The sequence below is a fragment of the Pseudomonas sp. LBUM1673 genome (genome assembly GCF_059695645.1).
In genome coordinates this window covers 2,586,523-2,605,993 of record NZ_CP166780.1, presented here as the reverse complement: position 1 = coordinate 2,605,993, position 19,471 = coordinate 2,586,523, and the positions used below count along the sequence as shown (strand labels likewise).

19 protein-coding genes are annotated in these 19,471 nt (G+C 57.6%); 13 read left to right on the top strand and 6 right to left on the bottom strand.

What is annotated here, in order from left to right:
- Positions 1 to 11: 11 nt before the first annotated feature.
- Positions 12 to 1,124, bottom strand: a complete 1,113-nt coding sequence (locus tag ACA044_RS11865) for a fatty acid desaturase family protein (protein ID WP_497446505.1) — start codon at positions 1,122 to 1,124, stop codon at positions 12 to 14.
- Between the two features lie 182 nt (positions 1,125 to 1,306).
- Between ACA044_RS11865 and ACA044_RS11860 the strand changes: the two genes are divergently transcribed.
- Positions 1,307 to 2,356, top strand: coding sequence for a LacI family DNA-binding transcriptional regulator (locus ACA044_RS11860; RefSeq protein ID WP_497446504.1), 1,050 nt, complete (start codon positions 1,307 to 1,309; stop codon positions 2,354 to 2,356).
- Positions 2,357 to 2,558: 202 nt separating this feature from the next.
- On the opposite strand, the gene ACA044_RS11855 is transcribed toward ACA044_RS11860, so the two are convergent.
- The gene (locus ACA044_RS11855) at positions 2,559 to 4,580 is read right to left on the bottom strand and encodes a sigma-54 interaction domain-containing protein (RefSeq protein ID WP_497447211.1); all 2,022 of its coding nucleotides are present in this window, start codon (positions 4,578 to 4,580) and stop codon (positions 2,559 to 2,561) included.
- Between the two features lie 198 nt (positions 4,581 to 4,778).
- Here ACA044_RS11855 and ACA044_RS11850 point away from each other — a divergent pair, with 198 nt between their 5' ends.
- From ACA044_RS11850 to ACA044_RS11840, 3 genes are all read left to right on the top strand, one after another.
- A complete protein-coding gene (locus ACA044_RS11850; protein ID WP_497446503.1) occupies positions 4,779 to 5,801 on the top strand; it encodes a Gfo/Idh/MocA family oxidoreductase in 1,023 nt (340 codons plus the stop codon).
- The gene (locus ACA044_RS11845; RefSeq protein WP_497446502.1) at positions 5,798 to 6,586 is read left to right on the top strand and encodes a TIM barrel protein; all 789 of its coding nucleotides are present in this window, start codon (positions 5,798 to 5,800) and stop codon (positions 6,584 to 6,586) included. The genes ACA044_RS11850 and ACA044_RS11845 overlap by 4 nt, the downstream gene beginning before the upstream one ends.
- 101 nt (positions 6,587 to 6,687) lie before the next feature.
- The gene (locus ACA044_RS11840; RefSeq protein ID WP_497446501.1) at positions 6,688 to 7,614 is read left to right on the top strand and encodes a sugar ABC transporter substrate-binding protein; all 927 of its coding nucleotides are present in this window, start codon (positions 6,688 to 6,690) and stop codon (positions 7,612 to 7,614) included.
- Between the two features lie 140 nt (positions 7,615 to 7,754).
- Here ACA044_RS11840 and fabV read toward each other — a convergent pair whose 3' ends face one another.
- The gene (fabV, locus tag ACA044_RS11835) at positions 7,755 to 8,951 is read right to left on the bottom strand and encodes an enoyl-ACP reductase FabV (protein WP_497446500.1); all 1,197 of its coding nucleotides are present in this window, start codon (positions 8,949 to 8,951) and stop codon (positions 7,755 to 7,757) included.
- Between the two features lie 227 nt (positions 8,952 to 9,178).
- Positions 9,179 to 9,559: a YybH family protein gene (locus ACA044_RS11830; RefSeq protein WP_497446499.1), complete on the bottom strand. Its 381-nt coding sequence runs from the start codon at positions 9,557 to 9,559 to the stop codon at positions 9,179 to 9,181.
- A gap of 139 nt (positions 9,560 to 9,698) precedes the next feature.
- Between ACA044_RS11830 and ACA044_RS11825 the strand changes: the two genes are divergently transcribed.
- The 3 genes from ACA044_RS11825 (at position 9,699) to ACA044_RS11815 (ending at position 11,930) form a co-directional block, all read left to right on the top strand.
- Entirely contained in the window at positions 9,699 to 10,592 is an 894-nt protein-coding gene (locus tag ACA044_RS11825; protein ID WP_497446498.1) for a LysR family transcriptional regulator, read from the top strand.
- 75 nt (positions 10,593 to 10,667) lie between these two features.
- Positions 10,668 to 11,210, top strand: a complete 543-nt coding sequence (locus tag ACA044_RS11820) for an SPFH domain-containing protein (RefSeq protein ID WP_497446497.1) — start codon at positions 10,668 to 10,670, stop codon at positions 11,208 to 11,210.
- A gap of 87 nt (positions 11,211 to 11,297) precedes the next feature.
- Positions 11,298 to 11,930, top strand: coding sequence for an SPFH domain-containing protein (locus ACA044_RS11815; RefSeq protein WP_497446496.1), 633 nt, complete (start codon positions 11,298 to 11,300; stop codon positions 11,928 to 11,930).
- 144 nt (positions 11,931 to 12,074) lie between these two features.
- Here ACA044_RS11815 and ACA044_RS11810 read toward each other — a convergent pair whose 3' ends face one another.
- Positions 12,075 to 12,302, bottom strand: a complete 228-nt coding sequence (locus ACA044_RS11810; RefSeq protein WP_497446495.1) for a hypothetical protein — start codon at positions 12,300 to 12,302, stop codon at positions 12,075 to 12,077.
- A gap of 187 nt (positions 12,303 to 12,489) precedes the next feature.
- On the opposite strand from ACA044_RS11810, the gene ACA044_RS11805 reads away from it, so the two are divergent.
- Complete coding sequence (locus ACA044_RS11805; RefSeq protein ID WP_497446494.1) at positions 12,490 to 12,789, top strand: chorismate mutase; 300 nt, start codon at positions 12,490 to 12,492, stop codon at positions 12,787 to 12,789.
- A gap of 52 nt (positions 12,790 to 12,841) precedes the next feature.
- On the opposite strand, the gene ACA044_RS11800 is transcribed toward ACA044_RS11805, so the two are convergent.
- Positions 12,842 to 13,468, bottom strand: coding sequence for a LysE family translocator (locus ACA044_RS11800; protein WP_497446493.1), 627 nt, complete (start codon positions 13,466 to 13,468; stop codon positions 12,842 to 12,844).
- 270 nt (positions 13,469 to 13,738) lie between these two features.
- On the opposite strand from ACA044_RS11800, the gene ACA044_RS11795 reads away from it, so the two are divergent.
- The 5 genes from ACA044_RS11795 (at position 13,739) to ACA044_RS11775 (ending at position 19,451) form a co-directional block, all read left to right on the top strand.
- On the top strand, positions 13,739 to 14,731 hold the full coding sequence (locus tag ACA044_RS11795) for a SphA family protein (protein ID WP_497446492.1): 993 nt from the start codon (positions 13,739 to 13,741) through the stop codon (positions 14,729 to 14,731).
- A 59-nt stretch (positions 14,732 to 14,790) separates the two neighbouring features.
- On the top strand, positions 14,791 to 15,972 hold the full coding sequence (locus ACA044_RS11790) for an MFS transporter (RefSeq protein ID WP_497446491.1): 1,182 nt from the start codon (positions 14,791 to 14,793) through the stop codon (positions 15,970 to 15,972).
- Positions 15,973 to 16,019: 47 nt separating this feature from the next.
- Positions 16,020 to 17,465, top strand: coding sequence for a carotenoid oxygenase family protein (locus ACA044_RS11785; protein ID WP_497446490.1), 1,446 nt, complete (start codon positions 16,020 to 16,022; stop codon positions 17,463 to 17,465).
- 309 nt (positions 17,466 to 17,774) lie between these two features.
- On the top strand, positions 17,775 to 18,626 hold the full coding sequence (locus ACA044_RS11780) for a fumarylacetoacetate hydrolase family protein (protein ID WP_497446489.1): 852 nt from the start codon (positions 17,775 to 17,777) through the stop codon (positions 18,624 to 18,626).
- A 3-nt stretch (positions 18,627 to 18,629) separates the two neighbouring features.
- Positions 18,630 to 19,451 carry an IclR family transcriptional regulator gene (locus tag ACA044_RS11775; protein ID WP_497446488.1) on the top strand — a complete coding sequence of 274 codons (822 nt, stop codon included), beginning with the start codon at positions 18,630 to 18,632 and terminating at the stop codon, positions 19,449 to 19,451.
- The last annotated feature ends 20 nt before the right edge of the window (positions 19,452 to 19,471 follow it).

Below are 19,471 nucleotides of genomic sequence, written 5' to 3'. Positions count from 1 at the left end.
ACAGGAAGGTGTCAGGCCGGCGTTACTTCAGGTTCTGCCTGGACGTTGGCGGCCGGCGCTACGCGTTGTGGCAATGGGCGACTGACGAAATAAGTCGGGTCTTTGCGCTGCTTCCAGATGGTCGGGATGATTTCCTTGAAGGCCTCGAACAGGCTGGTGTAAGGCGGCGGGCAGTCACGACGGATCTCCTCGTGAAGTTGTGCCAGCGCGTGAAAAGGCACCATCGGATACATGTGGTGCTCGAGGTGATAGTTCATGTTGAGGTACATGAAGCGCAGCACCGGGTTCATGTAAATCGTGCGGCAGTTGCTGCGGTGATCGAGTACGTCCTCAGCCAGGCCGACATGCTGCGAAAGGCCGAACAGGTAAGACAGCCAACCGCCATAGAGTGTCGGCAGGCCGATAAACATCAGTGGCAACCAGCTCTGCATGTACAGCGCAGCGCCCACGGTAAACCCATAAATCACTAGCCAGACGCGTGCGTCCCGCACCACCTTGAGCCATTCGGATTCGGGGATGAACGTCTGTTCTTCTTCACCCATCCGCCCTACCGCATGCTTGCAGACTGACCCCATCGTCTTCAACGCGTAAGGCATTCTGAACAGGCTCAGCACCATATTTATCAGGCTTGGCGGACGTGGCTCGACGATCTCCGGATCGCGGCCGACGATAACGGTGTCGGTGTGGTGCCGTGCGTGGCTCCAGCGCCAGACTTGGGGTTCGAACATGAACATGAAGCTCGACAGCTGGTAGACCGCATCATTCATCCAGCGGGTCTTGAACGCCGTACCGTGACCCGCTTCGTGCCAACGGGCATTGGACGCCGTGCCGTAGAGCAGCCCATAGACGAAGAAAAACGGAACGCAGGCCCAGGAGCCCCAGAACCAGTAACCGCCGAAGCCGGTCACGACCATCGCCGACAGCCATATCGCGGTATCAAGCAAGGCCGGGCCATCGCGGCGCTGCATCAATTCCTTCATGCGTTTACGAGAAATGGGGGATTGGTACCAGCTTGCCGATACCAAGCCTCTTTGCGCCGCTCTGGCAGCTTCGGGGCCGGTCAATCGATAATCCCGAGGCATGGGTTTATCGGGGTTTTCAAAGGCTGCGTTTTGTTCAGGCATTTTATTGTTCTCCGCAAGCTTGATTGTTTTAGGCACTTGCTTCGATGCGGGATCACATCGCTGGGGAAAATATAGAGAGCGTAGAAATCACCCTCAAGCCCTTGAATACATTCCCTATCAAGCTATCATCCAGGCCCATTGAAGCTTGATAGTTTTCTATCAAATCGCTTGCGGGGGCCGCCATGAACAACACTAAACGCCCAACCATCGCCACCGTTGCCGAGCACGCTGGCTTGAGTGTCGCTACCGTGGACCGGGTGCTCAACGCCAGAGCCCCCGTCAATCCGGACACCGCCGAGCAGGTATTCCAGGCCGCCGAAGCGGTGGGTTATTTCGCCGCCCGGCTGATCGGCCAGCGGATCCGCGAACGGCGCCCCACCTATCGTTTTGGCATCTTGCTGCTCGGTACCGCCCAGGCGTTCTATGGCAACGTTGCCGCTGCCATTACCGAGGCGGCGCAGCGTCAGGCTGGCGCCAACCTGAGCATTCAATTCGAGTACGTCTTCGATCGCACGCCCAGCGCGATCATTGCCCAGATCGAACAACTGGCGGTGCAGTGCGATGGCCTGGCGGTGGTCATCTTCGCGCATCCGCAGATCAATGCCGCCATCGCGCAGATCAGAGAGGCCGGCGTGCCGGTGATCGCGCTGCTGTCCGACATTCATGAGACGGCGAATGAGCCTTACGTCGGCCAGGATAATCACGAGGTCGGACGTACCATGGGCTGGCTGATGGCTCACACGTGTGGCGCTCGCAAAGGCAGCGTCGGGGTGTTACTCGGCGGCCACCGTTTTCTTGGCCATCAGGCGCGGGTCGAGGGGTTGCGCAGCTACCTGGCGGAGCACGCATCGGGGTTGCGGCTACTCGAAGCGGTGATCAATCTGGACAATTGCGACATTACCGAAGAGGCGACGCTGGACCTGCTGGCGCGGCATGACGACTTGCGCGGTTTGTGCGTGGTCGGCGGTGGCGGCGACGGGGTCATCAATGCCCTGTCGCAGCTGCCGAAGCGGCCGTCGCTGTGCTGCATCCTGCAGGAGTCGACCGAGCTGTCGCGACAAGCCCTGGATCAGGGATTGATCAGCCTGGTCATCGATTCCCAGCCGCGATTGCTGGCGGCAGCGGTGGTCGACTTGCTGGTTGAACTGCAGACCACGCCGGACTTCGACCCGATACGGCATCGAATCCATATTCCACTTCAGATCATCACCTCAGAGAATGCCCGACACTGAACCTGTGAGTGGTACCGAGAATATCCACACACTTTCGCAGACACACTAAATCTGTGGCGAGGGAGCTTGCTCCCGCTGGGCTGCGTAGCAGCCCCAAAACCAATCACTGAGTTTCTTCTGAAAGACTGAGACAAGCCCTATTGGGGTCGCTGCGCAACCCAGCGGGAGCAAGCTCCCTCGCCACAAGATCGTTTTCAGCCTGTCAGAGATTGGGCTCCGAACGAAAAGCATCGGCACTCAGCCCGAACCGATTCATCTTGTTGTACAACCCGCCACGAGAAACATTCAGCTGCTTCGCGGCCAGGCGGATGTTGCCGCGGGTATCCTTGAGGGCGGCGATGATCGCATTCATTTCATGGGTGCCAAGGTCCAGGGCAGCCCGGGGTTCGGGCACACTTCCCGGCGCCGACGACCGCAACCTTTGCTTGATTTCAAGCGGTAGATCACCCGGCTGGATCAGTTCGGTCATCGCTAGATTGGTCGCGCGTTCAATGGTGTTTTCCAACTCGCGAACATTCCCCGGCCAGCTGTAGGCCGAAAGAAGATCCAGTGCCTCCGGTGAGATGCCCTGCACCGATTTGCGCAGCGACCGGGCGCAACGACTGAGAAAATGTCGCGCCAGCAATGGCACATCTTCCCGACGCATCCGCAGCGGCGGAACCGTCAGGTTCAGGACGTTGAGCCGGTAGTAAAGATCCTCGCGGAAGGCACCCTCGGCAACGGCCTGACTCAAGTTGCGGTGGGTGGCGGCGATGATGCGTACATTCACCTGCTGCGATTTTTTCGCGCCCACACGAGTCACCTCGCCTTCTTGCAAGACGCGCAGCAGGCTGACTTGGGCATCAAAAGACATGTCGCCGATTTCGTCGAGGAAGATCGTTCCACCATCGGCCAATTCGAACTTCCCGGCAGACCCTCCACGGGCCGATCCGGTGAAGGCGCCCTCGACATGACCAAACAGTTCGCTCTGCACCAGATCTCGCGGAATGGCCCCGCAATTGACGGCCACAAAAGGACCGCTGCAACGGTCGCTGGCGTTATGGATCGCCTGGGCGAACAGTTCCTTGCCGGTACCGCTCTCCCCCAGAATCAGCGTGGTCGAGTCACTGCGACTGGCAATCCGCCCCAGGTGCAACGCGTCCTGTATGGCTCGCGAACTGCCCTGAATGGTCTCGAAGGTGTAGCTGGCTTGAGTGCCTATGATCCGGCGAGTAATTTCCCGGATACGCCGGTTCTCGCGCAACGAAACAATGCGCCCACCGTGCTCCAGCGAGCACACGGACACCAGGCAAGCCAAGTGACTGCGATCATGCAGCTCAAACGTGCAATCCAGATCCCGTAGCCCCTCACCCTGCAGCCCTTTCCCGCCGCGCAGCAGAATCTCATCGGTCAGCTCGCTCTGGCCCAGACGCTGGAACGGGCTGCCCAGCAGGTCCCGGCCCACGCGAAACAATTGGCGGGCATAACGGTTGAGCGCCTTGATACAACCCCGCTCATCCAGCACCACCAGTCCCTCGTTGAGCACTTCAAGGACGGTTTGTTGTTCTTCCAGCAGTGTCTGCAGCGCCATCTGCCGCGAGACCGCTTCGGCCGCCGCCTGGACGGTGCCCAGCGTATGGAAATGAAACCAGCCCGGCTCTGCGGTCAGGGTCAGCATGGCCAGTGTCCTGCCCTGCGCATCCCGGATCGGCGCGGCGGCACAATGCATGCGCCGCCGACGCAGGCCGACCCCGAAGTTTTCCTCGGCCAGCACATACACCAAGCGGTCTTCGGCAATCGCCAGCCCCGTGCAGTTGGTGCCCTGCACCGACTCCAGCAGCCGGCTGCCCACAGGCGTGAGGTCCAGGCCGCAGAAATACAGGGTCGTGCCTTCGGCATCGGTCAGATTGATATGGCCCCTGGGGTTGTAAGCCAGCAACCCTCTCATGACCTCCGCTGCCGCTGTGATCAAGGCGCGATTGGCCACCAGCGTTGCGGCCAGCACGGCGGGGTCGACAAAACGGTATTCGCCATCCTCAGGATCGAGGCCGGCACTGACGCTGCGCAGCCAGGAATCCCAGATAATCTGCCTGACCCCGGCAGGTCGATCGGTGCAACCGTTCAGGCAAGCCAGCCAAGCCTGGTCCAGCTCGGCGATCGGCCCTTCGTTCAACAACGCAGGACCGAGAGCAGTGATGTAATCGAGGTCTTGCGCGCTGAAGGCCGCTAGCTGTGGGTTCACCATCATCGATCCGCTTCTATGTTCATGTTTTAGACATGTCAGTGTAGACATGTCATTTGAATGAACACATCTTTCAATAAGTATTAATTAACTCCTTAAATATCAATGACTTAAATATTGGCACAGCCCTTGCTCCTGGGTTAACGCCAGCGAGGACATTCCTGCTGCGAGTCATTGAACAACAATAAAAGGGAGTCATTCATGAGTACGTCCAAAATCATCCGCCTGGGTCTCATCGGTGCCGGCCGCATGGGCAGCTTTCACGGCCTGACTGCCGCCACACACATTCCCGGCGCCTGCCTGGCCGCCATCGCTGACCCTACCCCCGGCCAAGCCGCCCGCCTGGCGGCAGAGTTGGGTGTACAGAAGGTCTATACCGATCCACAGCAACTGCTCGATGATCCGGAAATAGACGCAGTCTTGATCGCCGCCCCCGCCCGCAGCCATGCCGAACTGGTGATCAGTGCAGCCCGGGCCGGCAAAGGGGTGTTTTGTGAAAAACCCATGGCCATCACCCTGGACGAGGCCGACCGCGCCATCGCCGCAGCCGCCGACGCACGCGTGCCGTTGCAGGTCGGCTTCAACCGCCGCTTTGCCAAAAGCTTCCGGACTGCCCACCTGGACGTGGTCGCAGGCCGTATCGGTACGCCGCAACTGCTGCGCTCGCTGACCCGCGATCCGGCGTTGAACAATCCGGCCGCCTCGCCACAGTGGGTGATTTTCCTCGAAACCCTGATCCACGACTTCGATACCCTGCGCTACCTCAATCCCGGCGCCGAAGCGGTTGAGGTTTTTGTCATGGCCGATGCCCTGATCGCACCGGACTACAAGGACAAGGGCTTCCTGGACACCGCCGTGGTCACGATCCGTTTCGACAACGGTGCCATCGCCACCGCCGAGGCCAATTTCCAGGCCGTGTATGGCTACGATGTTCGAGGGGAAGTCTTCGGCAGCGCCGGCATGCTGACCATGGGCAGCCTCAATGACTCTGACCTGGTTCGCTACTTGGCCAATGGCATCCAGGCCGACACCCAGCGCATGGACACCGACCTGCTGCGTGATGCCTACGTGGCCGAGCTCAATCACTTTGTCGACTGCCTGCGCACCGGCGAAAAACCACTGGCCAGCGGCGAGGATGCCCGGGTTGCACTGGCCATTGCCCTCGCCTGTATCGAGTCCTTCCAGCAAGGTATAGCCGTGCGCGTGCAAGGAGCCCTTTCATGAGTTTCACACCGTTCAAACTGGCGATCAGTGCCGAGATGGTCTTCCTCGATCTGCCGTTCACCGAACGCGTCAAACGGATTCACGCGCTGGGCTTCAGCGCCGAACTCTGGGACTGGACGAAGAAAGACATTCCGGCCCTTGTCGCCACCGGCGCTGACTTCACCTCCATGACCGGCTATATCTCGGGCAACCTGACCGACCCCGAAGACATCCAGCACCTGCTCGACAGCGCACGGGAATCCCTGGCCGTCGCCGCACAACTGAATTGCCCGAGCCTCAACTTGCATGGCACTGGTCTGGGCGACAAAGGTTTGCCGGTCAAACCCGTGGCCCACACCACGGGACGCATGTGGTTGAGCGCCTGCAAGACCCTGGAAAAAATCGCTCGCCTGGGCGAAGACGCAGGTCGGGTATTCTTGCTGGAAAACCTCAATACCGAGGTGGACCACCCCGGCACGCCCTTCGCTCGTGCCGACGATACCCTGGCGCTGATCGAGGCCGTGGGCAGCCCTCACTTGAAGATGAACTTGGACCTTTACCATGCCCAGATCGGCGAAGGAAACCTGATCGAACTGATCCTGCGCGCCGGCAACGCCATCGGGGAAATCCAGGTCGCCGATGTTCCCGGCCGCATGGAACCCGGCACCGGCGAAATCCATTATCCAGCCATTGCCAACGCCTTGTACCGCATGGGATACACCGGTGTCGTCGGGCTCGAGGGCTGGGCCAGCGGCGACAGCGAAGCGGCACTTGAACGCTTTCGACTAGCCTTCACGCTTGATTGAGGACGCTGGCGCTCTCGGCGGGTTTGGTTCAGAGAGCGCCAGCCCCCACGTTTTTTGATCTTGATGAATTTCAACTCATAACAACAAAAGGAAAAACCATCATGCGTCGCTGCACACTTCTTTTTGCCACGCTGTTATTACTCTCCAGCCAATGGGCCGCCGCCAGCTATCGCATCGGCGTGAGCATTGCCAGGGTTGACGACAACTTCATGACCTATGTGCGCAGCGGCCTAGAAGCCGCCGCCAAGAAGGAGAACATCCAGATCCAGTTCGAGGATGCCCAGGGCGATGTGGTTCGCCAGCTCAATCAGATTCAGGGCTTTCTCGGCCAGAAGGTAGACGCCGTCATCGTCCTGCCCGTGGACACCGCCGCCACCGCCAACATCACCCGCGCCGCCGTCGAAGCGAAAATACCGCTGGTCTACGTCAATCGCCATCCGGACGAACGCGTCTTGCCCAAAGGCGTGGTCACGGTGGCGTCCAATGACATTGAGGCCGGGCAACTGCAGATGCGCTACCTGGCCGACAAGATGGGGGGTAAAGGTAACATCGCGATCATCATGGGCGACCTGGCGCAAAACTCCACGCACGACCGTACCGAAGGCGTCAAACAGATACTCAAGGACTACCCCGGGATCAAGATCGTTGAACAACAAAGTGCCGAGTGGCAGCGCAACAAAGGGATGGACCTGACCAGCAACTGGCTCCTGGCCGGCACCGGCTTTGATGCCATCGTTGCCAACAATGACGAAATGGCCATCGGCGCCGCCATGGCACTGCAGCAAGCCGGCAAAGCCAAGGGCGAGATTGCAATTGTCGGCATCGACGGCCTGCCTGACGGCCTGGCGGCCATCAAGCGCGGAATGCTGGTCGCCTCGGTATTTCAAGATCCCAAAGCACAAGCGACCAGCGCCATGCTATCGGCCATCAAAATGATCAAAGGGGAACCGGTCGACGCAGATGTCTGGGTGCCCTTTGAGCTGATCACGCCGGAGCAGGTGGCGATGTTTGAGCAACGCTACAAATAGCGTCAAAGGGCAGCACGGTTAATCGAGCGTGTTTATTTGAGCCTGCTGATTGACTGAATGCTGGCTGAATTGATGTCGCAATGCACATTCAAGCCGTTCGATTGCTGCCCTTGGAGACGGGCAGCAATCGAACTTGCGACTTAACCCTGGACCAGGTTGGAGATCTTGACGTCCGGATCGACGTCAGCCTCGTAGTCCACCCCTTCGATCCCAAAACCGAAGAGACGCAGGAACTCCGCCTTGTAACCGGCAAAATCAGTCAGTTCATAAAGGTTGTCATTGCTGACCTGATCCCAGAGCTGCTTGACGCGGTCCTGGACTTCGGGAGCCAGCTCCTTGTAGTCCGCGCGCAGGCGACCTTCTTCATCCATAACGGGCGTCTGGCTGTACAAGCTGTCTTTGTAGAGCGCGTAGACCTGCTCGATGCACCCTTCGTGTGTGCCCTGCGCCTTCATGACCTTGAACAACAATGACAGATACAGCGGCATGATCGGGATAGCTGAACTTGCCTGGGTAACGACCGCCTTCAATACCGAGACCCGCGCATCGCCCCCCAGAACAGCCAACCGCTCACGGATACCCAGGACTTTCTGATCCAGATCCTTCTTGGCCGCACCAATGGAGCCATTCCAGTAGATGTCGTGAGTCAGCTTTTCGCCCAGGTAAGTGAATGCGGTCGTTTTCGCCCCATCAGCCAGAACACCCGCTTCGTGCAGGGCATCGATCCACATCTGCCAGTCTTCGCCGCCCATCACGGCCACCGTGCCATCGATTTCGGTTTGGGTCGCAGGCTGTAGCGTGGTGTCCTTGACCACTTCCTTATCAGTATCCAGGCCCCGCAAGGTCACGGCCTTGTCGAGCGGCTTGAGGGTAGAACTGAATACTTCACCCGTCTTGGGGTGTGTCCGGCGCGGTGCGGCAAGGCTGTAAACAACCAGGTCGACCTTCCCCAAGTCGCGCTTGATAACGTCGATGGTCTTCTGTTTGATTTCATCGGAAAAAGCATCGCCATTGATGCTCTTGGCGTAGAGGCCTTCTGACTCGGCAAACGTGTGAAAGGCCGCGGTGTTGTACCAGCCGGCGGTGCCGAGCTTGCCCTCATCACCTTCACGTTCGAAAAACACACCGAGCGTCTTGGCGCCACAGCCAAAAGCTGCCGTTATCCGCGCAGCAAGTCCGTAGCCGGTCGATGCACCAATCACGAGTACGTTCTTTGGCCCTCCGGAGATCAATCCTTCTGAGGTAACGTAGTCGATCTGATTCTTGACGTTGGCTTCACAGCCTGTGGGGTGGGTCGTCACACAGACAAAGCCGCGAACGCGCGGTTTGATGATCATAAAAGATCTCCCTCTTCCAAGATGTAGAGAGCCAACACTGGCTATAAAAGTCATAGACGCCTGAAAAGCTGAAGCGTCACGGTGAATGATCTGTTGCGGTGGCTGACTGTTGATGGTGCGCTAGCCACACACTTTAGCGCATGGACGAACATGGCCAAGGCGGTGATGGCTGCCCGGTCGAGTTTTACCAGCCTGGGCATCAGACAGCGACTATGACTTTACCAAGGTTAATCGGCACCGCGTGGATGATCGATCACGAACTTCCAGGTGCCATCTGCCTGGCGGCGTACCACTTCAATGTTCTTGCCCTCGATCTTCAGCGGATGACCATCGGCATCTTTGGCGATGGCCGACCAGCTCCCACGCACCAGCGCCAGGTCCTGTTCGGCGTTGAGAAATGCCGTGAGTTCGGTGGTGAAGGTCGGCGCTTCCAGATCCATCCAACCGCGCAGGGTTTCGCGAATGGCCGCCTGGCCGATCACGGCCTCGCCCGAGTCGACAATGAAGGTTGCATTGGGCTCGTAGAGAGCGACTGCCGATTCCAGGTCCTTGTTTCTGATAGCTTGAAAGATAAGCAGATCGCAGTCTTCAGGTTTGAGCGCGGCCATGATGTTTTTCCTATGCAGTAGTGGGGAGAAACCCGTGCCTCGGCGACAAGCGTTGGAGACGGGCTCGCTGCAAGTTAGGCATTGGGGACACATGAATAAAGGGCTAGCATGGCGCCACACTCCAAACAGAATGTTTTCAATGGACCGATTGACCAGCATGGCAACCTTCGTCAAGGCCGTGGAGCTAGGATCCTTCAGCGCCGCTGCGGATGATCTCAACCTTTCCGCCCAATTGGTTGGCAAGCAGGTAAAGGCGCTTGAACAGCACTTGGGCGTGCGGTTGTTAACCCGCACGACGCGTAAGCAGAGTCTGACCGATTTTGGTCACCACTTTTACGACCGCGCGAAGGTCATCCTTGCTGAAGTTGAAGAGGCCGAAGGGCTGGCAGCCGAGACCCGCGCTGTTCCTAGTGGCCGATTGCGCATCAATGCTTCTGTCACTTTCGGTGAGCGCACCCTGGCGCCGCGCTTGCTGGAGTACATGGCGAAGTACCCCAGGGTTTCTGTGCATTTCACACTTTCCAACCGGCTGACGGACCTGGTGGAGGAAGGCTACGATGTGGTGTTCCGCATTGGCGAACTGGGCGACAGCGGGCTCAAGGCACGTTACCTGGGCCCTTACGAGCTGGTGCTTTGTGCGTCGCCGGCCTACCTGGCACCGCGCCCGCCGATTTGTACGCCTTGGGATCTGCAACAGCACGAGTGCCTGGGTTTCGCCTATTCGGATGGACGCACCGAATGGACGTTCGAAGGGCCACAGGGGCGTATCAATGTACCGATTAGCAGCCGATTCATGGTCAATCAGAGCGAACCCTTGCTGCGCGCCGCGTTGGCGGGGCTCGGGCTGATATTGCAGCCCTCGGAACTGGTCAGGGAGGCGTTGGATCAGGGTACGCTTGTACGCGTACTGATGGATTTCCCGGCCCCGTCACCACCGGTCAACATGCTGTATGCCCCGGACCGACGCATAACTCCCAAGCTGCGCAGTTTTCTGGACTTCTGCGTCGAAGCCTTTAGCCTTCGGCCCGCATGACGCGACTCAAAAACACCTCGCAGAGGCTGGCAAGAGTCAATTAAATATCACCTGAGTGCCGCGCAAGAGGTGGCTATGAAAGTTCGTTACTCCAAGCAACTCGTCTTTTACCTTTTTGGGGCTTTAGTTGTATGTCTTGTCGCCAGCGGGTCGTTTTATAACATCAATGTACAAGATCGCGGCGTCGTCCTGCGTAACGGCAAGATTTTTACCGAGGCACAACCCGGGGTTGGTTGGAAGCTCCCAATTGCGGATGAAGTGATCAGTATTTCAATGCAAAACAACCTCCTCTATTGGAGGGCTTTACAAGCAAGAACTCAAAGTGATTTGATGGCGCTGGAGGTTTCTATTATTTGGCGCATAGCGCCAAGCGAAGTGTCCAAAATGTATAAAAAATATACCACCCTGGAAGCGGTCGAAAATGTTTTGCTTATACCTAAGGTAACAGAGCAGATCAGGCTGACATTATCCCATTACGAAACAGAGCGGGCGCTGAAAAATCGGAAGGAGCTCATGGATAGCTTTTCTAATGCAATCAGGGCTGCTATTGATGGCCCGATCATAATTGAAAGCATCCACATTGGAAACGTGCACATGCAAAGTATCTCTATTGAATAGGATGTCGTGGGTGCTTAATTTTAATGCGGTATTGAGTTTTTCGCAGATGATCGTTGATCCAGCCATGATCAATGGCGCCATTGATCAATGCGCTATGAAAACCCCAACAACAAAAATCAAGAGGCTACTATCATGCGCCGTACGGTTTTCTTGAGATGTTTGTGGTTAGGTGCACTGGCTGCAGTGTCTATTTTTACAAGCCTCTCTTTTTATACTATCAACGAAGGAGAGCTAGGCCTGGTTTTACGTAATGGCAAGATCCTTTCTGAAGCAGGACCCGGGCTAAATTGGAAACTTCCAATTGCTGATAAAGTGCTTACATTCTCAAGCCAGAGTAATATTCTTCACATTACAAAAAACCACAACTACACCTCGGATCTTGTTGAGTTCAACTTTGATGTATCAGTTGCCTGGCATGTGACGCCGAACAAAATCAAGGACATATACACCAAATACAACGACCTTCAATCGGTCGAGCTAGCACTCATAAAGCCCGAAGCCACTGAAAACATCGGGCTTATTATGTCGCGCTATAAAGCCATTAAAATATACGAAAACCCTTACGCATTCATAGAAGAAGCCACAGCAGCAATAAAAACCGCAGTAGGTGAACGAGTAGTCATTGACAGCATAAGCTTTGATAAAATCAATCTCGCAGACTTTGACAAGCCATACGAGCCCGCAGCAACGGTCGGATCATATGGCGATTATAAGCGGTAATTCTTTGCGTTTCGGTTTTAAGCGGCATTCAAGCCAACATTCTCCCCAAGGAAGAAAATATGGCACCCCAACGCCACGGGCAACTATCGGCCAACAGCAGTCCGAGGTGCGCGTTGCTGGCCGCAGCACCTCGCATCAACCGGGTTAATCGACGACCTTTATCTGCGTCAGCCCTACCCGCTCAGCCTGCTCTAAAATCTGCGCCGGCAGCGCGTCCGCAGTGGGCATGATCAGGCTGTTCTCACCGTCCCCATAATGCAGCTGTAGCAGGTGCATCGCCGCCTCATGGACAGGCAATTGAGGCTGCTCGAATTCGAATATGTATGTGCGGGGCTCGCCGTTGAACAGGTATTCCAGGGTGTAGTTGGGCATGGTGGGATCCTCATAATAGGAAGTGCAGCTGTCCATCCTGGCTAGTCAGTCCATTTTTAGCTTCAACTGCTCGCGGCCTCCACGCTTCATCAGCTGGATTCCACGAGTTGGACTTATACCGTGCTCCTCGCTAATGTCCCGTACTGGAAAAACCAACCACCCCCGTCACTTAAAAGGAGATTTTCACATGGAAGTACGCTGCTCATCGATCGAGGAGGTTCGGGAACGCATCGATCACATCGATCGCGACGTGGTTTCACTGCTCGCTCAACGTGGCAACCTGGTCACCCAAGCCGCCGCGTTCAAAAAAACCACTGACGATGTCCGCGCTCCGGCGCGGGTCGAGCAGGTAATCGCCAAGGTGCGCGGCCTTGCCAGCGATTCGGATATCTCGCCTGACGTGGTGGAACGGGTATACCGAGCCATGATCGCCGCCTTCATTGACGAAGAGCTGAAAACTCACGCAACCCTGGCGAATAAGTCGTAGGGTATCCCGTTGTTTGTTCAGCGGGGCGAGTCCTTGCCCCGCGCCCCATGTTCTATTTTTGGCTGAGCGCCGCGATCGATACCCCCGATGCCACAAACGTCAGCCCTGCTCCCACGTTCAGACCATTCACGAGTCGAGGCCGCTGGCGCAAAAAACCGGAAAGTGCAGTGGCAAAGACACCCATCAGTGCGAATCCAGCTGCCGTAAGTACAGCAAACCACACGCCGTACACCAGCATCTGGATACTCACTGAGCCGCGGTGCGGGTCGACAAACTGCGGGATGAATGCCAACACGAAAAAGCCCGGCTTGGGGTTCAGTGCTGCGGAGCAGAAGCCTGTCAGGAAAATGCTCGGCAGGGATTGTCGAGTTGCCGGATGAAAGCTAAGCAGGCTGCGAGAGCGCAGCACCTTGATACCTAGCCAGAGCAAGTAGCCGGCACCGATAAGCTTGACGATCCAGAACGTTGCTGCGGAGGTCTGCATCAGTAGCGTCAGCCCTAACGAAGCGGCTGTCACATGAAAGAGTATTCCTGCGCCGGATGCCAGTCCCGATAATACCGCTGCTGTTTTCCCCTGGCTGAGCCCGCGGCCCACGGCCAGCAGATTGTCCGGACCTGGTGCGAGTACCAGAAGCAGGCATGCAGCGGTGTAGGCAAGCCAGATATCCATTGGAAACACGATATTTCTCCCTGAGTGTGATCGAGGCATCCCGCCTCACGTAGCGCAAACTGTAGCCCTTCCTCTCTTTCAAAGGCAAACCTGTGCGCGGCAACGCCCCTCTTGCCGTTCTGGCAGCGCCGAGCGATCAACCATGTCGCCCCTCCTGCATCATGGCGCTCTCAGTCAACTCTGGCCGTTGTGCTCAAGCATCACGAACATTCAGGAATTAAAGTCGAAGCGCCAGGGGAAGCTACCCCCGCTCACAATTCCAATAATAGAGCCACTCCGATGAACCTGACAAAATCCCTGCCAGCCTGCCTGGCGCTCAGCTTCGCATCGTTTGCCGGCCATGCAGCAGACGGCCCTCCACCACCTTCGGTGAGTCAGCCCAGCAGTATCAACCTGGGCGGCACCAGCTTTTACGACGGTTTCGCGGGACCGCCCGGTTTATCTCATCTGACCTATCTGAAGTTCAGCACCGCAAGCAGCATCAGGGACAACTCAGGCAAGGATAATGGCGCTTTTGATAATCCGAAGATCAACGTCATCACGCTGATCAATCAACTGAGCTATTACTCCCCCGACACCATCGGAGGTGGTGCGCACCTGGGTTGGAGTTTATTGGTGCCCATCGTCTCCCTGGACGGAGACTTCGGTGACAACGGTGCCAAACTCCAGGATAACGCCACCGGCCTGGGTGATATCACGGTTGGGCCGCAGATCCAGTTCGATCCGATCGTCGACGCCCACGGCCGGCCGGTGTTTGTGCAGCGTGTGGCCTTCGACACCATCCTGCCGACGGGCAAATACGACAAACATAAAGACCTGAACCCAGGTTCCAACTTCTTCTCTCTGAACCCCTACTGGGCAGCGACCTGGATGCCAGCGCCTCGTTGGGAGGTGAGCTGGAGGCTGCACTACCTGTACAACTTCAAGAACGACGACCCTGCCAGCAGTTCGACGCAATTCTTCGAAGGCCAAGCCGTGCGCGACACCCAGGCAGGACAGTCGGCGTGGGCCAACTTCACTGCCTCGTATGAAGTGATCCCCAATGTGTCGGTCGGCATCAACGGGTACTACTTCAGGCAGATATCGGATGACGAGGTCAACGGAGGCAGGCTGAGCAACTCTCGGGAAAAGGTATTGGGCATTGGCCCAGGCCTGTTCTGGAAAATCAGCGATGGCCAGGGCTTCTGGCTGAACACCTATAAAGAGACCGGCGTCGAAAACCGCTCTCGAACGGATTACGCAGTGCAGGTTCGTTACGCCCACAAGTTCTGACTGACGTGTGGGCCCGCTCCTGCATGAGGAGCGGGCCCCTTTACCCAAGGTGATGTTTCATGAACGCGCTCGACTCCATCGACAGCAAAAAATCATTGGGCGCGATCTGCCTGATGATGGTCATTTCCTTAGGGACGCTGCAAATCCAGCCTATTCTGGGTGGCGCTTTGATCGACCAGCTAGGCTTGCCGCTCAATGCAATAGGCGCCGTTTTCGCCGCGGAACTTATTGCGATGTCCATCGCTTGCGGCGTTTGCGCCCTGTTCATGGCAAGCGTCGACCGGCGCCGCTTTGCCCTGTTGGCCTTGTTGATCCTGGCACTGGGTAATCTGGCCAGCACTCAGCTCCACAGCCAGACCGGGCTGCTCATTTCCAGGATGGTCTGCGGCGCAAGCGGTGGCGCTGTCATGGCGGTGGTCTACGCCACGGCAGCGCTGCGCACGTCTAAAGATGCGACGTTCGCAGTCATCAATATCGGCAACCTTCTCTGGGGCATGCTGCTGGTGACCTCCATGCCCCTGATCCTGAAATCATTCGGCGTCAATGGTGCGTTTTCCCTGCTGGCTATCACCAGTGCGCTCGCGGCGGCGGGTTGCTGGAGAGTACCCGAGCGCTACCCTGAAACACATCGCTCGGCCAGTGACTCGACCCGGCCATTCGGTCTCACGTCCATCCTGTTGATCATGCTTTTTGCGCTGCTGTTTTTCGGACACTCCGCGCTATGGGTTTACCAGGAGCGCATCGGTAAAAGCATTGGCCTGGAGCCGCAGCAGATTGGTGCAATTCTCGGCGCAAGCATCCTTGCCGGCGCCCTGGGGGCAGGTCTGGCCGGGCTGATCGGACGTCGCCTGGGTTTGCTGTTTCCGCAACTATTGAGCTTCGGCACGGCGTTGTTGGCGACCTTGATCATGGTCTATGGCGACAGTCCCGCTGCGTTTGTCGCCACGGCCTGCCTGATCCATATGGTGTGGTTTTTCAGCCTGCCTTACCTGCTTTCCATGGCGGCCGAACTGGACCCTTCCGGCCGACTGGCAGGCCTGGGTAATGCCGCGATTTTTATCGGCCAGGGGCTCGGCCCCTTTGGTGCAGCACTGGTCGTCGGCGAGGGACACTTCCGGGCGGTCGGATGGCTGGCCGCCTCAGCCTATTTGCTAGCCTTGATTATCTCGTGCCTGGTCGTTGCACGCTTTCGTCGAGGCGTGAAACCTTGCGGGGCGACAATGTCCCCTCAATCGGCCTGAATGCTCACTCTGAACATGAACGAAACGCACATCAATGAGATTGCCCGATGACGATTCCATTTCCTCAAACCCCTGAATTTTCCGGTGCTCTTTATACGCCCAGCCGCGTAGAAGCCGAGGTGTTCGACCTTGAGATTGAAGGCACCCTTCCCGCTTCGATCCGTGGGGCTTTCTATCAAGTCGCACCAGACCCGCAGTACCCACCGTTGCTGGGCACCGATATCTTTTTCAACGGCGACGGCATGGTCAGCGGCTTCTATTTTGCCAACGGCAAGGTATCGATGCGTCGCCGCTACGTGAAGACCGATCGTTTGCTGGCTCAGCGCCGGGAAGGTCGCTCGCTCAATGGTGTCTATCGAAACGTCTACACCAATGATCCGCTCGCGGCGAAGAACAACACCACTGCCAACACGACCGTCATGCCACACAACGGCGTCCTGCTTGCGCTCAAGGAAGATGCCATGCCCTGGGCGATGGACCTCGAAACGCTGGAGACCCTCGGCGAATGGAATTTTAACGGGCAGATCAAATCAGCGACGTTCACCGCCCACCCCAAGCTTGACCCGGCCACAGGAAACCTCCTGGCATTCAGTTATGAAGCCAAAGGAGATGGCACGCCCGACCTGGCCTACTTCGAACTTTCTCCGGACGGAAAACTGCTGCATGAAATCTGGTTCCAGGCTCCTTATGCCGCCATGGTTCATGATTTCGCGGTGACCGAGCGGTACGTCGTGTTCCCGCTGATACCGTTGACGGTTGACGTCGATCGCATGAAAAACGGCGGCCCGCATTTTCAATGGCAGCCCGATCTGCCTCAGCTTTTCGCCGTGGTGCCACGCAACGGGCGCGCGGAAGACGTTCGTTGGTTCAAGGGTCCCAAGGACGGCTTCCAAGGGCATACGCTCAATGCATTCGATGAGGAGGGAAAGGTTTACGTCGATATGCCGGTCACCGGCGGGAACATCTTCTACTTCTTTCCACAGGCGGACGGTCATGTCCCGCCGCCTGAAACACTGGCGGCAAGCCTGATGCGGTGGACCTTTGACCTGAACGGATCGCAGGAGAACATCCAACCGCAGCCACTGACTGATTACCCCTGCGAGTTTCCAAGGTGTGACGACCGCTACATCGGTCGAAAGTACGAGCACGGTTTCCTGCTCGCCTTTGATCCAGAGCGCCCCTACAACCCTGCGAACGGACCGATGCCGTTTCAGTTTTTCAACCTGCTGGCTCACGTGAACCTGAAAACAGGAACCACCGAATCCTGGTTTCCCGGTGACAGCGGTTGCTTCCAGGAGCCCATCTTCATTCCGCGCTCCCCGGATGCGCAGGAAGCGGATGGCTATGTCGTTGCCCTGCTCAATCTCATCGCTGAGGGCCGTAGTGAGCTCGTGGTGCTGGATTCGCGTGACATGGAGCATGGCCCCATTGCACGAATCAAGGTCCCATTCCGGATGCGCATGTCGCTGCATGGCTGCTGGGCATCGAGCTGAATGGGCGCATCCTGTATCGCCGTTGCCGAATGCGGGTTCTATCTGCTGCTGCAGGCACCATCAAGGCTTGGCTGACCGGTATTAGCCCGCGCCCCCCCCTTCCTGCCTCGTTGCCATCCGCACACCGTGCGGATGGCACGCCGTACCTCTTTATCCGTCAATCCAGCAACGGGGCAAAAACCAATCAATACAAAATTCTACATTATAGGATTTATGCAAATATCCCACTTTACAGGATTTATTTGAGCGCATAGATTGATCCTCATTGCATCCCGTGCCCATGCACCCACTCTCTACCAAGGAGACTCCATGAAACTCGCGAGCTTTGTTGTGCAAGGTCGTAGCACCTACGGCGTTGTCGAGGGCGATCAAGTGATTGACCTGGAATCGGTCAAACCCACCTTCGGCACCGATCTCAAGCAAGCCATCGTCAACAACCGCCTGGGCGAACTGAACAGCGCCGTCCTGGCGAGCCTGCCGCGCATCCCGCTGTCTGAAGTGAAGTTCCTGCCCGTCATTCAGAACCCGGGCAAGGTGCTGTGCATTGGCATCAACTACGCCACCCATGTGCGGGAAACCGGGCGTGAGATGCCGACCTACCCCATGATTTTTACCCGCTTCGCCGACAGCCAGACCGCCCACCTGCAGCCCATCGTTCGCCCAAAGGCCTCGCACAAGCTCGATTTTGAAGGTGAGCTGGCGGTGGTAATCGGCAAAACGGCGCGCCACATCAAGCACGCCGACGCGCTGGACTACGTGGCCGGCTACGCCTGCTACAACGACGGCAGTGTCCGCGACTGGCAGAAGCACACCATTCAGTTCATACCGGGCAAGAACTTCCCGAACACTGGCGCCTTCGGCCCTTGGCTGGTTACCCGCGACGAGATCGGTGACCCACAGGATCTGGAACTGACCACTCGCCTGAATGGCGAAGTGATGCAGCACACCAGCACCAACGACATGATTTTCGATGTGCGCAAGCTGATCGAATACTGCTCCACTTTCACCGAGCTGGCTCCCGGTGACGTGATTGTCAGTGGCACCACCGGTGGCGTCGGTGCGTTCCGTGAGCCGCCAGTATGGATGAAGCCGGGCGATGAAATCGAGATCGAGATTTCTCGAATCGGCGTCCTGCGCAACAGCATCGTTGACGAGCAGTAAGCCATGAGCCAATTACCTGAATCGGAACATCTGTCAGAGCCGGATACCGACACCAAAGGCTCGAGCCTGGAGCGCATGCTGCGGGTACTCGATCTGTTCACCGAAGAGAACCCGATCTGGGCTGTCGACGACATGGGCGGTGCATTGGGCTTTACCCGTTCGACCATCTACCGCTATGTGCGCGAACTGGCCGAGGCGAATCTGTTGTTCCAGGTCGAAGCCGGGCGTTATGCGCTGGGTGCCCGGATCATTACCTGGGACCGCCAGTTGCGGTTAAGCGACCCCCTCGTGCGCGCCGCACAATCCCTGGAGCCGAGCTTCCCACAGTGGAGCGAGCAGCAAGTCTGGCTGATCTGCCGGCTGTTCAAGGATCAGGTCGTCTGTATTCATCAGCACGGCGATTTGTTCAGCAAGGTCAGTTATTCACGCGGCTCACCAAGGCCCTTGTTCCTGGGTGCGACCTCCAAGGCGATCCTCGCCAATATGAACTCGCGTCAGCACAGCCAACTCTTCCTGGAGAATCCCGACGAGGTACGCGCCAGCAATCTTGGTCAGACCTGGGAACAGTTTCGTCGCTCGCTACAGCAATTGCGGCGTCAGGGATACGTTGCCAGCGCAGGCGAAGTCGACGCGGGCGTCTATGGCCTCGCAGCACCGATCTTCGACGGTGATGGCAAGGTCGTGGGCAGCATCAGCTGCGTTCGCCCGATTCAAGAACGTGACAGTGCCCTGGAAGAGAGACAAGGGCAGCAGATCCTTGCCCTGGCACAGGAACTGTCGCAGCTCATGGTGGAGCTCGCCAACCGTCCCAAGCAATTGGACTGAGCCATCGGCAAGGGAATAAC

What these genes read in the sequence shown, in the direction of transcription:
- ACA044_RS11860 (WP_497446504.1), top strand. Translation starts at nt 1,307, where the DNA reads ATGAACAACACTAAACGCCCAACCATCGCCACCGTTGCCGAGCACGCT.
- ACA044_RS11840 (WP_497446501.1), top strand. Translation starts at nt 6,688, where the DNA reads ATGCGTCGCTGCACACTTCTTTTTGCCACGCTGTTATTACTCTCCAGC.
- ACA044_RS11820 (WP_497446497.1), top strand. Translation starts at nt 10,668, where the DNA reads ATGAAAGTTCGTTACTCCAAGCAACTCGTCTTTTACCTTTTTGGGGCT.
- ACA044_RS11775 (WP_497446488.1), top strand. Translation starts at nt 18,630, where the DNA reads ATGAGCCAATTACCTGAATCGGAACATCTGTCAGAGCCGGATACCGAC.
- ACA044_RS11795 (WP_497446492.1), top strand. Translation starts at nt 13,739, where the DNA reads ATGAACCTGACAAAATCCCTGCCAGCCTGCCTGGCGCTCAGCTTCGCA.
- ACA044_RS11810 (WP_497446495.1), bottom strand. Translation starts at nt 12,302, where the DNA reads ATGCCCAACTACACCCTGGAATACCTGTTCAACGGCGAGCCCCGCACA.
- ACA044_RS11850 (WP_497446503.1), top strand. Translation starts at nt 4,779, where the DNA reads ATGAGTACGTCCAAAATCATCCGCCTGGGTCTCATCGGTGCCGGCCGC.
- ACA044_RS11830 (WP_497446499.1), bottom strand. Translation starts at nt 9,559, where the DNA reads ATGGCCGCGCTCAAACCTGAAGACTGCGATCTGCTTATCTTTCAAGCT.
- ACA044_RS11785 (WP_497446490.1), top strand. Translation starts at nt 16,020, where the DNA reads ATGACGATTCCATTTCCTCAAACCCCTGAATTTTCCGGTGCTCTTTAT.
- ACA044_RS11855 (WP_497447211.1), bottom strand. Translation starts at nt 4,580, where the DNA reads ATGGTGAACCCACAGCTAGCGGCCTTCAGCGCGCAAGACCTCGATTAC.
- ACA044_RS11790 (WP_497446491.1), top strand. Translation starts at nt 14,791, where the DNA reads ATGAACGCGCTCGACTCCATCGACAGCAAAAAATCATTGGGCGCGATC.
- ACA044_RS11805 (WP_497446494.1), top strand. Translation starts at nt 12,490, where the DNA reads ATGGAAGTACGCTGCTCATCGATCGAGGAGGTTCGGGAACGCATCGAT.
- ACA044_RS11815 (WP_497446496.1), top strand. Translation starts at nt 11,298, where the DNA reads ATGCGCTATGAAAACCCCAACAACAAAAATCAAGAGGCTACTATCATG.
- ACA044_RS11865 (WP_497446505.1), bottom strand. Translation starts at nt 1,124, where the DNA reads ATGCCTGAACAAAACGCAGCCTTTGAAAACCCCGATAAACCCATGCCT.
- fabV (WP_497446500.1), bottom strand. Translation starts at nt 8,951, where the DNA reads ATGATCATCAAACCGCGCGTTCGCGGCTTTGTCTGTGTGACGACCCAC.
- ACA044_RS11845 (WP_497446502.1), top strand. Translation starts at nt 5,798, where the DNA reads ATGAGTTTCACACCGTTCAAACTGGCGATCAGTGCCGAGATGGTCTTC.
- ACA044_RS11780 (WP_497446489.1), top strand. Translation starts at nt 17,775, where the DNA reads ATGAAACTCGCGAGCTTTGTTGTGCAAGGTCGTAGCACCTACGGCGTT.
- ACA044_RS11825 (WP_497446498.1), top strand. Translation starts at nt 9,699, where the DNA reads ATGGACCGATTGACCAGCATGGCAACCTTCGTCAAGGCCGTGGAGCTA.